This window comes from Nostoc sp. CENA543, from assembly GCF_002896875.1.
Lineage (GTDB): Bacteria > Cyanobacteriota > Cyanobacteriia > Cyanobacteriales > Nostocaceae > Trichormus.
On record NZ_CP023278.1, the window covers coordinates 797,657 to 811,715 of the forward strand.

Annotated in this window: 6 protein-coding genes; 1 reads left to right on the forward strand and 5 read right to left on the reverse strand. The window is 43.5% G+C overall.

The window, feature by feature from the left end; genetic code table 11:
* Positions 1-524: 524 nt before the first annotated feature.
* From CLI64_RS03425 to CLI64_RS03445, 5 genes are all read right to left on the reverse strand, one after another.
* Positions 525-7,169, reverse strand: a complete 6,645-nt coding sequence (locus tag CLI64_RS03425; protein ID WP_103135910.1) for a HAMP domain-containing protein — start codon at positions 7,167-7,169, stop codon at positions 525-527.
* 923 nt (positions 7,170-8,092) lie between these two features.
* Positions 8,093-9,400 (reverse strand): NF041680 family putative transposase, encoded by a 1,308-nt coding sequence (locus CLI64_RS03430; RefSeq protein WP_103135335.1) that lies wholly within the window; start codon positions 9,398-9,400, stop codon positions 8,093-8,095.
* Positions 9,401-9,727: 327 nt separating this feature from the next.
* The gene (locus CLI64_RS03435; protein ID WP_103135911.1) at positions 9,728-11,320 is read right to left on the reverse strand and encodes an alkaline phosphatase; all 1,593 of its coding nucleotides are present in this window, start codon (positions 11,318-11,320) and stop codon (positions 9,728-9,730) included.
* 317 nt (positions 11,321-11,637) lie between these two features.
* Positions 11,638-12,858: a damage-control phosphatase ARMT1 family protein gene (locus tag CLI64_RS03440; RefSeq protein ID WP_103135912.1), complete on the reverse strand. Its 1,221-nt coding sequence runs from the start codon at positions 12,856-12,858 to the stop codon at positions 11,638-11,640.
* Positions 12,859-12,863: 5 nt separating this feature from the next.
* A complete protein-coding gene (locus CLI64_RS03445; RefSeq protein ID WP_103135913.1) occupies positions 12,864-13,130 on the reverse strand; it encodes a Precorrin-3B methylase in 267 nt (88 codons plus the stop codon).
* 225 nt (positions 13,131-13,355) lie between these two features.
* Between CLI64_RS03445 and CLI64_RS03450 the strand changes: the two genes are divergently transcribed.
* Positions 13,356-13,943: a PEP-CTERM sorting domain-containing protein gene (locus CLI64_RS03450; protein WP_103135914.1), complete on the forward strand. Its 588-nt coding sequence runs from the start codon at positions 13,356-13,358 to the stop codon at positions 13,941-13,943.
* Positions 13,944-14,059: the final 116 nt, after the last annotated feature.

The following is a 14,059-nucleotide window of genomic DNA, read 5'->3' on the forward strand; positions in this document are numbered from 1 at the left end:
TAATGAGTAATGACTAATGACTAATGACTAATGACTATTGACTATTGACTATTGACCATTGACTATTGACTAAATAAAAAAAAGTGGGAGAAAGCATATCAATCGCTTTCATCTCCCACTCTGCCATTTGCTGCTGTAGCGTTCAGGTATCCTGACAGATATTGCCATTAATTTAGGGGGCTGATGTATGATTCAATGGCAAAACCTGTACAAATTAGATGTTCCCGTCGCAGCAAATGCCAAGCCTAATTATTTATCAGATATAATACCAATTCACAAAAACCTTGATACAGACATAAACCCTAAAAGCTTTGCTGCATCTAAGTTTTTTAATTGCGAATTGCGAATTGCGAATTGCCAATTGGTATAAGACTCATATTTGATTTTTGAACTTTTATCTTTCCCGCTTGAGCCAGTACAACTGGATACACCCTGATAACCACATCTGAAAAGTCGTTTATCTTTTATGTAATTTAACTTCCTCCAATTCGATTAGGTTGCCATTTTGGCAGTTTTTCCCAGACCTACGACGCATAAAGCCAAACTCGTAATAAAGATAGTAGTTGTTCTGTATCTACTGGTTTCGCAATGTAGTCTGAGGCACCGGCGGCGATGCAGTGATCGCGATCGCCTTGCATGGCTTTGGCAGTGAGAGCGATAATTGGTAAGTTCTGAAATTGCTGATTCTGGCGAATTAGCCGCATGGTTTCGTAACCATCCATTTCTGGCATCATCACATCCATCAAGACCACATCAATATCAGGTGTTACTTCTAACAAGCTAATCCCTTCTCTACCGTTTTCTGCATATATGACCTGCATTTGGTAGCGTTCTAGCATACTAGTGAGGGCGAAGATGTTACGCACATCATCGTCAACGATTAGCACTTTTTTGCCCACTAAAGAATTGTCTTGAGAATATAGTTGTTCTAAGATTTCCCGCTTGGGTGTGGGTAAATTTGCCTGGACGCGGTGAAGGAATAATGCGGTTTCATCAAAGAGACGTTCGGGCGATCGCACATCTTTAATGATAATGGTTTCGGCTATCCGTCTGAGTTCTGTTTCTTGAGTGGGAGTGATTTCTCTACCTGTGTAGACAACTATGGGCAAAGTTGTACTGTTGGGTTCTCGCTTGATTTGTTCTATGAGTTCAAAACCTGTCATATCAGGTAAACCTAAATCTAGAACTAAGCAATCAAATTCCTGAGTGCGAATGGCTTCTAGGGCGGCGGCACCCGTACCAACAGCCACAGTTACTACATCGTTATTGCCAATGAGTTCAACAATGCTTTGACGTTGCAAATCATCATCTTCCACCACCAGTAAATTCTTCACTCGCCGTTCTACAAAACCTCTAATTTTATACAGGGCTTCGGACATCGCTTCACTAGTTACTGGTTTTTGTAAATAAGCGATCGCACCTAGTAGTAAACCCCGTTGCCGTCCTTCTTCGACGGTCATAATGTGTACAGGAATATGACGGGTAGTCGGGTCACGTTTGAGGCGACTCAGCACTGTCCATCCATCCATTTCGGGTAAGCGAATATCCAGTAAAATCGCCATTGGTAAAAATTCTTTGGCTAGTTTCAGCCCATCTGTACCAGTTTGGGCGGTAATTACCTGGAATCCGTGCTGTCGTGCCATATCTACTAAAATCCGGGCAAAATTAACGTCATCTTCAATAATGAGTAATACTTTATTCTCTGATGCTGTTTTGCTAATGCTGTCGCGGTCGTCTTGGACAATAGGGTTTTGGTAAACGACATTTGCTGGGCGTAGCTGTTCATCCTTGGTGTTCCCGTTTGTGTAGCGTACTTTAGAGAAGGGCGTACTCTGCGGAGTTGAGGATACAGATTCTGCACTGAACTGGGGTAAATAGAAGGTAAATGTACTTCCTTGACCAAGATAGCTGACAAGTTTAATTTCTCCACCTAACAGATGAGCAATTTCTCGGCTAATAGATAAGCCTAATCCAGTACCGCCGTATTTGCGGCTGGTTGTGCCATCAGCTTGCTGAAAGGCTTCAAAGATAATTTTCTGTTTATCAGGTGCAATGCCAATACCTGTATCACTGACAACGAAAGCTAACACTGTCTGGGCATGGCTTAAAGTCGGTTGATGATCACTCCATCCTTGTTTGGCTACCTCAATCCTCAGCCGGACTTCACCCCGTTCCGTAAATTTAAAGGCATTCGAGAGGAGATTTTTTAAGACTTGCTGCAAGCGTTTGATATCTGTACTCACGTTGCTAGGCAAATCAGGCGCAAATTCAATGGCAAAAGCCAGACCTTTATTTTGAGCCATTTGCCCAAAACTCCGTTCAATCTGTTCAGCCAACTCAGATAAAGGTATCGAAGTCACATGAATTGACATTGTACCCGATTCAATTTTGGCTAAATCTAAAATGTCATTGATTAATGCCAACAGTTCATTACCGGCTGAGTAGATGGTTTGGCTGTACTCCACTTGTTTAGCGGTGAGATTACCATCAACGTTATCTGTTAACAATTTGGCCAAAATCAACAAGCTGTTTAGGGGTGTCCGCAATTCATGGGACATATTCGCTAAAAATTCCGACTTATATCGAGATGAGAGGGCTAGTTGTTCGGCTTTCTCTTCTAATGACCGTCTAGCTTGTTCAATTTCTTGATTTTTTCGCTCTACTTCTTTTTTCTGGAGGGCTAACAGTTCGGCCTTTTCTTCTAGTTCGGCATTGGTTTGCTGTAATTCTTCCTGTTGTCCCCGTAATAAGTCTTCCGAGGTTTTGAGTGATTGGGCTTGTTGTTCCAGCCGCTTGTTAGTTTCGCGGAGTTCATTTTGTTGAGTTTGTAGTTCTTGTGCCAGAGACTGGGATTGTTTGAGTAATTCTTCGGTACGCATCGAGGCGGCAATGGTGTTGAGAACGATCGCAATACTTTCGGTGAGTTGGTCGAAGAACGTTAAATGAATTTCACTAAAGCGGCGGAAAGCAGCTAATTCAATTACCGCCGTGACTTGTCCCTCAAATAGCACAGGTAATACTACTGCATTCAGGGGATTGGCTTCTCCTAAACCGGAGCTAATTTTGATATAGTCACTGGGGACTTCTGTTAACAAAATGCGTTCTTTTTCTAAAGCACATTGCCCCACTAAACCTTCTCCTAAATGGAAGCGGTTAGCTAGATGTTTACGTTCGCGGTAGGCGTAGGTACTGAGTAGTTTCAAGTATGATGCTGGTGGATTTTCGCCATTTTCCATTAGGTAGAAAACGCCGTGTTGCGCGCTGACAAGGGGTGCAAGTTCTGAGAGGATGAGTTTAGATACGGTTTCTAAGTCACGCTGACCTTGCAACATCCGAGTGAATTTAGCGAGGTTAGTTTTTAACCAGTCTTGCTCAGTATTTTTCTGGGTGGTCTCCCTGAGATTGGCAATCATCTGGTTGATGTTGTCTTTGAGGATTGCCACTTCCCCTTGGGCTTCCACAGCAATAGAACGGGTTAAATCGCCTTTAGTTACGGCTGTAGCTACTTCCGCGATCGCCCGTAACTGGGTAGTCAATGTTGCCGCTAATTCGTTGACGTTGTCCGTGAGGTCTTTCCACGTCCCAGCCGCCCCCGGAACTTTAGCTTGACCGCCTAACTTCCCTTCAATCCCCACTTCCCGCGCCACTGTCGTCACCTGATTAGCAAAGGTAGCTAGGGTATCAATCATTTCGTTGATGGTTTCCGCCAAGGTTTCAATTTCCCCTTTGGCATCTAACATCAGTTTGCGTTTTAAGTCACCATTCGCCACCGCCGTCACAACTCTGGCGATACCCCGCACTTGGGCTGTCAAGTTCCCCGCCATCGAGTTAACGTTATCTGTTAAGTCTTTCCAGGTTCCCGCTACACCTTGGACTAAGGCTTGACCACCTAATTTCCCTTCTGTTCCTACCTCCCGCGCTACCCTTGTTACTTCCGAGGCAAAGGAACTGAGTTGATCCACCATTGTATTAATCGTGTTTTTCAACTCCAAAATTTCACCTTTGACATCCACGGTGATTTTCTTCGACAGGTCGCCATTGGCTACCGCCTTCGTCACTTCTGCAATGTTCCGCACTTGGGCTGTGAGATTTCCCGCCATCAAGTTGACGTTATCTGTCAAGTCTTTCCAAGTCCCACCCACACCCCGGACGTAGGCTTGTACACCCAGTTTTCCTTCTGTTCCCACTTCTCTGGCGACCCTTGTCACCTCAGAAGCAAAGGAGTTGAGCTGATCCACCATTGTATTAATCGTGTTTTTCAACTCCAAAATTTCACCCTTCACATCCACGGTGATTTTCTTCGACAGGTCGCCATTGGCTACCGCCGTTGTCACCTCGGCAATATTTCTTACCTGTGCCGTCAAACTCCCCGCCATAAAGTTCACGCTGTCGGTCAAGTCCTTCCACGTACCCGCCACACCTTTGACTTCGGCTTGTACGCCCAGCTTTCCTTCTGTTCCCACCTCCCGCGCTACCCTTGTCACCTCTGAGGCAAAAGAGTTGAGCTGATCCACCATTGTATTGACGGTGTTTTTCAACTCCAGAATTTCGCCTTTGACATCCACGGAAATTTTCTTCGACAGGTCGCCGTTAGCTACAGCCGTTGTCACCGCCGCAATGTTTCTTACCTGTGCCGTCAAACTCCCCGCCATGAAGTTCACACTGTCGGTCAAGTCTTTCCATGTACCGGCGACACCCTTGACATCGGCTTGTACACCCAGTTTCCCTTCACTACCTACTTCTCGCGCTACCCTTGTCACCTCAGAAGCAAAGGAGTTGAGCTGATCCACCATGATATTGATTGTGTTTTTCAACTCCAGAATTTCGCCTTTGACTTGTACCGTGATTTTCTTGGATAAGTCACCATTTGCGATCGCAGTTGCTACTTCGGCAATGTTCCTGACTTGGTCGGTGAGGTTGCCTGCCATCATATTCACCGCGCCGGTTAAGTCCTTCCATGTACCCGCCACACCGCGCACTTCGGCTTGTACACCCAACTTTCCTTCTGTTCCCACCTCCCGCGCTACCCTGGTCACTTCTGATGCAAAGGAACTGAGTTGATCCACCATTGTGTTAATCGTGTTTTTCAACTCCAAAATTTCGCCCTTCACATCCACGGTGATTTTTTTGGATAGGTCGCCGTTCGCTACCGCCGTCGTTACTTCGGCAATATTTCTTACCTGCGCCGTCAAACTCCCCGCCATGAAGTTCACACTATCGGTCAAGTCTTTCCACGTACCCGCCACGCCTCGCACTTCGGCTTGTACTCCCAGTTTCCCTTCACTACCTACCTCTCGCGCCACCCTAGTAACTTCTGATGCAAAGGAGTTGAGCTGATCCACCATTGTATTAATCGTGTTCTTCAACTCCAGAATTTCACCCTTCACATCCACGGTGATTTTTTTGGACAAGTCGCCAGTCGCTACCGCCGTTGTCACCTCGGCAATATTTCTTACCTGTGCCGTCAAACTCCCTGCCATGAAGTTCACGCTGTCAGTCAAGTCTTTCCACGTACCGGCAACACCTCTGACATCAGCTTGTACACCCAGTTTCCCTTCACTACCTACTTCTCGTGCCACCCTGGTAACTTCTGATGCAAAGGAACTGAGTTGATCCACCATGATATTAATCGTGTTTTTCAACTCAAAAATTTCACCCCTGACATCAACAGTAATTTTCTTCGATAAATCTCCGTTAGCGATCGCGGTTGCTACCTCAGCAATATTCCGCACCTGTCCTGTGAGGTTTCCTGCCATCAAGTTGACATTATCGGTTAAGTCTTTCCAAGTCCCGGCAACGCCTCGTACTTCTGCTTGTACACCCAGTTTGCCTTCTGTTCCCACTTCCCGCGCCACCCTTGTTACCTCAGAAGCAAAGGAGTTGAGCTGATCCACCATTGTATTAATCGTGTTTTTCAGCTCCAAAATTTCACCCTTCACATCCACGGTGATTTTCTTGGATAGGTCGCCATTCGCTACCGCCGTCGTCACCTCGGCAATATTTCTTACCTGCGCCGTCAAACTCCCCGCCATGAAGTTTACACTGTCGGTCAAGTCTTTCCACGTCCCCGCCACGCCTTTAACTTCTGCTTGACCACCTAATTTTCCTTCTGCGCCTACCTCCCGCGCCACCCTGGTAACTTCTGATGCAAAGGAGTTCAGTTGATCCACCATGATGTTGACGGTGTTTTTCAACTCTAGAATCTCTCCCTTGACATCCACGGTGATTTTCTTCGACAAGTCACCATTCGCTACAGCTGTCGTCACTTCCGCAATATTCCGTACCTGTGCTGTCAGATTCCCTGCCATCAGGTTGACGTTATCAGTTAAGTCTTTCCAAGTCCCAGCAACGCCTCTAACTTCTGCTTGTACACCCAGTTTGCCTTCCGTTCCTACTTCCCGCGCTACCCTAGTAACTTCCGATGCAAAAGAATTAAGTTGATCCACCATTGTATTGACGGTGTTTTTCAACTCTAAAATTTCGCCTTTGACATCAACTGTAATTTTCTTCGATAAATCACCATTGGCGATCGCGGTTGCGACTTCTGCAATGTTCCGCACCTGTCCGGTGAGGTTTCCTGCCATCAAGTTGACGTTATCGGTTAAGTCTTTCCAAGTCCCGGCAACACCTCGTACTTCTGCTTGTACACCCAGTTTGCCTTCGGTTCCCACTTCCCGCGCTACCCGCGTCACTTCACCAGCAAAGGAACTCAGCCTTGTCACCATCGTATTGACAATGTTGGCAGTTTGCAGAAACTCTCCCTTCAGGGGTCTAGCGTCAATTTCTGTGGCGATGGTTTGGGATAAGTCACCGTTAGCTACAGCCCGAATCACCCGTGTAGTTTCTGCCGTAGGCTGAACTAAATCTGTAATTAGAGTATTGACAGAATTGACACAATCTGACCACGAACCACGGACATTTCCTAATGAGGCACGTTCACTAATTTTGCCCTCTTTGCCAACAACATTGCTAATGCGCTTTAGCTCTGCTGCCATGCGCTCATTTTGGTCAATGATATCGTTGAGCGTATCAGCTATTTTCCCAGCTATACCAGTTTGGTCAATTGGCATCCGAGCAGAAAAATCACCTTTTTTTACAGATGTCAGGGTTTTGAGTAGCTCTTTTAAATCCAGGTGGTCAGATTCTTTAGTTAACTGTTCGGTTGCCATAGTACAGCCTTTTTAAGATTACGATGTCTTTTGATCCCCAGACAATATTGGAGGGTATGGTGAAACCAAGGACAATTTTTCTGGTTTCACCCTCAGCATGACTTATACCAATTTTGGATTTTGGATTTTGCGTTCGCGTAGCGTGTCGAAGACAAAAGTTCTGTAGGCGGGTTTCCCGCCGTAGGAAACTTTTCAAGACGGATTTTGGAGCAAAAGCCTAGATTTTTAGGCTATTCCAGAATCTCGCAACAATACTAACTATCACAATTTGGTATTAAGTCCCATGACTATGCTAGATAGAAAATGCTATTGCTGACAGTTTTAAAAATACTACTTAGCAAATCATAGCCGCTATTTAGCTTCTACAATTAGTCTCTATAAAATTTTTTTTATCGTCGAAAAAATAATAGTTAATTTACCTATGTCTTCAGACATAATCCTTTTGATATAGTAAGGCAAACACTTCTAATTAGGCTCATCATCATTCATCTTTTCAGACTGATTTAATTGTAACAAAAGATACCCTAAAATTTGTGTAAGCCTTACAGCCCTGGCTTTATACAACTTAAATGCTGATTCGCTTACCAATACAAGATAGAAGCATAGCTTTGGCTGCTCATAGCGTCTTTTTAGCGTAGTTTCTCGTAGAGAATAGAAGACTCGTATATAAAAAAATTAATCGTTAAAAAAGTGACAATAACACTAATTCAAAATGCACACACAATTTAAAATAAGGCTGGTTAACAAAATATTTACTTATTGATCATATGAGACGATCAATGGCTTTTATGGTTTACATATCTATCATATTTTTGAATTGAGTGACTCTAGCAATGAAACTGGAGTTTAGACTAAGCAGCAAAAAATGACCCAGGAAGGCTGAGTTGAAAATAAATAGGCATTAGACATAAAAATCGACAATCTTAAGCAGATTCTGATTGTTGCTTACGTGGCTTAGTTGTAGTTTTTCTAACAACAGGATAGCGAATTCTACGTTGTCGGGGTTGTCCAGTCTTCCAGCCAGGGGACTTTCCGCGAGGTTTGGGCGGACGGGCAGGAGTACCAATCGTCGCTAAAATACTTCCCATCGCCTGAGCAACCCTACCTGGAGTCAAACTAACTAATAACTTTTGCCAAGGTAAAGGGTTGTCTGCAACGATATCACGGGCTAACCACAATTCCCAAGTCATGATGGGCATTAAGTCACTCCAACGCTCACATTGCTTAGGGGTACGTAGCTTGGGAAGAGTCCAGTGTAAGCGTTGCTTCAAAAAGCGATACCAGTGGTCAACAGTAAAACGCCGCAAGTAGAGTTGCCAAACTTCTTCTAAAGGCGGCATTTGTTCTCCCAGCCAAGCCAACCACAAAGGTTTTGACACCCGCAAGTTGCCAAGCTCATCAAGACGCTCAACCCGAATCAAGGACATCGGACGTGTAGCGGCTTTCCGAAAATGAAAATTTGACCACAAGCTCACCTTGATACGTCCTAGTTTTGGATGATTTACTTCTATAGTTTGAATGGCTTGAGTCCATGTCGAAGCATCATTCAACTTAAATTTATCACCATGTTTTCTCGGTCGTCCCTTGCCAGAATATGGTGGTGGTGCGCCCCATAAACAAAGATTTGAACGCAAACGTACCAAAATGTCTGCTTTAATATTACTCGTCTTCAAAACGAAAGGAGCGCACCCGTACTCACTATCCCAAACCGAAATTGGTCTGGTAGGTAAATTTTCACAAACTTGTTGTAATTGCCATGCTGCTTTCTGGATTGGGCTTTCCCAACTGGTAATTCGCTCGTGTCTCAATGGTAATGCCCAACTGCCCGAACTCTCCGGTATCCAAGCAATGGTGCTATAGCCCTGACCAATGGTGATTGGTTTGTCACCTCCCATTGAGACACTGCTGTGTTCAATTGTCCTTTCCTGTAGCGTTACCGCATCTGGCCTTGGCCAAGCTGTATGGTCGCCAGCCAACAACGGACGACCCTGGTGTGGCATCTGTTTGATGTATAACTGCATCAATTTTTGTCGCTGTGGCCTGCTATCTTGTAACGCTTCATAAATACTTGACCACTTGCGTCTAAATGCTGGTGATAGTGATAAATCTGCCAAACTGTAAGCGTTCCGAGTTAGCAATATTGCATCCATCAGTTCAAATGTTGCATCATGCGCTCTACCTAGATAGTTATACGCTGCTTGACGAAATTCCTCTAATTTGGCACGGTTCATATTGGCAGATGAGAGTTGGTGGTTCTTCTCTCAGCTTCTGCTAATAGGGGACTGTGTTCAAGCACACCCCTTATTTTTCGTTGTCGCACCGGGAACTAGTCTAAACTCCAGAATGAAAGTCTACCCATATTTATTTCCTAACTATCTCAATAATTATTTTTGGGTTAAATGCTATTAGCGAGACTGACTTTTCACGTTATGTGGAAAAGTTAACGCAAAACCTCATACCAAATTGGGATCTAGGATTCCTACTTGATTTTTGAACAGATACATAGGGGAGGCAAATTGCAGTGTGGATTTTCCTCCTGCAATCTTGCCGTGCGGAATTTATACGATTTGTCGGATTCCCGGAATACCGTTATCAACTACAAAGGAAGCTCGATTGCTAATTGTCCCGAAAGGAGTTGTGACACCAGACACCACAAGATAATCCGATCGCCAACTAGTAGGAGTCACAGTACAACGCACATATCCCCGTTGCCCATTGTAGAACTTAATGTGGGGATTATCTGGTAAATAAGCTTGTATTGCGGGAGTAATATCAGCACCATCACCACCAGAACTAATGGAACTACAAACAAACTCACTAGCTAATGTGGCTGAAGCAGGGTTATCAAAATTCGCTTTGAGATCCATCGCCCAATGAGAATGCACATCACCTGCTAAGGAAACCGGGTTGGATGGTTGACGCTGGGCGATAAAATTCATTAAGCGATTACGGGAAGCTACATACCCATCCCATTTATCCATACTGAAAGATTGACCCTCGCCGGGGGTAAAATCTCTCTGAGCAATGGGAACTTGCTGCGCTAAGATATTCCACCTCGCTGAAGATTTATCCAGTCCATCAAATAGCCATTCTTCTTGCGCTTGACCTGTAATTGTGGCTTGGGGACTGAGTGCATCTAGACAACCTGTTCTTGTACCGTCGCCACAAGGTTGGTCTGTGCGATACTGGCGAGTATCTAAGACATGGAATGTCGCCAAATTGCCAAAGTTTAACCGCCGATAAAGCTGCATATCCGGGCCGACTGGTCGGGAGAAGGGACGCAGAGGCATATGTTCATAGTAAGCTTGATAAGCTACAGCCCGCCGTTGAGCAAAGATGACTGGATCTTGGTCTGGTTCTGTATCGATTTCTGAAATCAAATTGGCGTAGTTGTTTTCGACTTCGTGGTCATCCCAAGTGACAATCCAAGGAAAGGCGGCGTGAGTGGCTTGCAGATTGGCATCTGTTTTATAGAGGGCGTGACGGTTGCGATAATCTTCTAAGGTGAAAATTTCTGTACTATTGTGCTGTCTAGGACGGGTCAGATTGATCCCACCTTCATAGATATAATCACCAACGTGAACTACTAAGTCTAAATCATCCTCTGCCATGTATTTATAAGCAGTGTAATAGCCTTGCTCATAGTGTTGACAGGAGGCTAAAGCAAACTTCAATTGGCTAGAGAAACTACCAGCCGCAGGTGCAGTGCGAGTCCGACCGATGGGACTAGCTTCACTATTCACATGAAAGCGATACCAATACCAAGTATGGGGTAAAAGTCCTTCCACGATTACCCGAACAGAGTGAGCCAGTTCTGGAGTTGCAAGTACAGTTCCTCTAGAAACAATGCGTCTCATACTGGGGTCAGTAGCGACTTCCCAGCGAATCGGTACATTGACATTTGGCATTCCACCGCCATTTAAAGGTTCGGGAGCTAAACGAGTCCAGATAACAACACTAGTATCATAGGGTTCGCCTGATGCTACACCCAATTTGAAAGGATAATCGGAAAATCTGCCTTTGGCGATCGCTCTTTGTTGGGGAAATTGGCTGGCAATAGCTAAACCGGTAAATGCGCCTGCGCCGATAATTAAATTGCGTCGCTTCACCCGACTTTGCAGGAACTGTTGAACATTACGGTAATCTACCATTCTCTACTCCTGATTCACAAACTAATTTGCCGCCTTGAGCTAACACAAATCAGACAGGTGAATTTGCATACCAATTACACATTGAATCATCCAGCAATTTAAATGTAAAAATTGCCCTCATCTACTTACTTTGGGGTGATTATTGGTATTTATTACTTGCCTAAATTAAGTTTCGTTTTCCTGTTGTTATGACTGGATTTAACGTGTTAGCTGTGATATTTGCACGTCAAAAGTTAGCCTGTGAAGATTAATTTCTGACCAAGCAATGGTTAATATCAACTTAATCTTTTTATGGAAGATTTATGCTTAATTTTATATTAAACTGAAGTTACTAACTGAATTACACCCCATTGTCCGTTAGTTTGCCAATTCGGGTCAGATTGGGCAATTTCCTCGACGACTTCAGCTTTTAACCCAACAGCCACTTCCGATTTTAGGGTACGCAAGGCTACCATTGGTGCAGGTAAATAGCAGACTATATCTGCAATTGCTGTGGTCATATCCCAATGGCGATCGCCTAATAATCGTCGATAATTCGCATCCCCTTTCACTACAATTAAATTAGTCTTAGCTAATTCACTTTTAAGAGAGTTAGGTATTTCCCAAAATGCTAAAGGTGATGTCCAGAAAAAATCTTCAGATAAGACTAAGTTTCCTGATGCAATATGTTTTTGTAACCTATTAGCTACAGATTTTACTTGGGGATGATTAGTGGCGGCTAAAAAATTTGTCGTCTCATGCACATCCTTAATCATGGCATCAGAAACAAAAGTAGGATGAGGTTTTAAATGTAGGTAAACTTGATTAGCTAAATTACTACTTAATAAAAAATCTACTAAACACAAATCACAAATTAACTCAAACCCCGCATTATCTAAAATAATATCAATGCGACCACCTGGATGATTAGTTACTAATTCACTAACTTGAGCCGCATCATTAACTAGAATATGTGCCAGTTGATTTTGAATATCAAACCGGCTTCTATCTTCAGCAAAGGCTGACCATAAACTTAAATCAACTCGATTTCCCCATAAAGCAAAATATAGTAGTGCCGTCAGGGCAGTTTGTTTGAATTTCTCCTCATGGTTAACATTATCTAACCATTGATTCACCTGTTGGCATAAAAGAATAGTGGAATCAAGTGATGTTTCTAAACCTTGATTTTTTTGTAATTGAAATGGATCAATATTTTGCCAAGTACCAGGGCGAAAGTAATGAGTAATTTCTAAAATTAATCGATAAAAATAAGTTTCTGCTAAGAACCAGGGAACGTCTAACCAACGTTGACCCTCGTAGGGTTGGAGATATTCCTGCCAAGCCGCAAAATCTTTACCAGTATCATCAATCAGAGGTGGTAAATCTCCTATTGATAGTTCTGTCGCCAGACTTTCTAATCTGGTATTAATTGTAGATGAGAAATTATTTTCTGCAATCACTCGGCGAGCGATCGCAGGCATTCTTTGAGTAATTGTCAACTCAGTAAAAGAACCAACTTCTGCACCTATCAGTGATGGCGGTAGAGGTAATTTTGGCATGGACGTTATTTTGATTTACGACGTGATTTAGGCGGTGTGCGATGTGCGCCAAAATACTTTTCACTGCGATAACGTAACCACACCCGCAACACTTCTGGGATTTGCTGTTTTTGTTCTTTAGTGAGTGTATTGTACAAAACTAAAGCGCGATCGCGCTCACCCCGACAAGCAGCATTGTTATGTGCATCCCAATAACTACGGGCGACTCGAATTCGCCGACAAACTTCTTTAATCAGTGCATCCCCAGTGAGGGGAGTGTCTTGCTTAGTCATAGTTTTAGAGGTAATGTCTAGTACCCTACCAAGGATGTATCTCAATTTTGGATTATAAGCCTAGATTCATCAGTTCGTAGTCATCAAAAATCAACACCGCATCTCTAAATATTTTATCTTTATTTTTTATACATAATCCTTCAGTATATTTGATGTTAAACTGCCATTGGTTTTGAGTTGGGCTGTAGCTGAACTCAATCGGAAATATATGTGCGCCATCATACTATGAAAAATCTAGCTCTACTATCTGTCACAACCCTAGCTGCAACATCAGGATTAACTTTTGGAACTATCAATGCTGCCTCTGCTTTAACTTGGAAATGGAATTATTCTGGTGCTGGAATTACAGCGAGTGGTACTTTCATCACTAATGAAACTGCTGACGATTTGGGTTTTTACCAAATTTTGGGAATCACAGGTACACGCAACGGCGAAACCATCACGGGTTTACAACCAACAGGGACTCCAATACCAGGAAATGAGCCTTTTGAAGTAGATAATTTAATTAGCCTCAATCCTCAACAGTTAACAGGTGATGGTTTTGGGTATTCCACATCAGGGGGTAATTATTCTAGTCCGTTTTTCGCTAGTTTTTTGGCTATACCTGGCTATTTAGAGGTGTTTTCTGCACCACCGCTAACACCAGGTTTTGAAAATTTGGGGATAGAAGATAGTGAATTACCTATTAGGTTTTCTGCAAGCATCATCACTGTTCCTGAACCCACCTCCATCCTCAGCCTATTTGCCCTCGCTACCCTTGGTGCATCTTCAAAAATCAAAGTTAAGAAAAAACTTCAATTCTCTCAAAAGTAGCTAAAAAAAACTTTTCTAAAATCCTCAATAAAAATTATCAATGCTCCTTCATTCACTGTTTTGAAGGAGTTAATTTTTCCTGACAAACTAACTAAATATCTGTCCGTTCGTAAAAT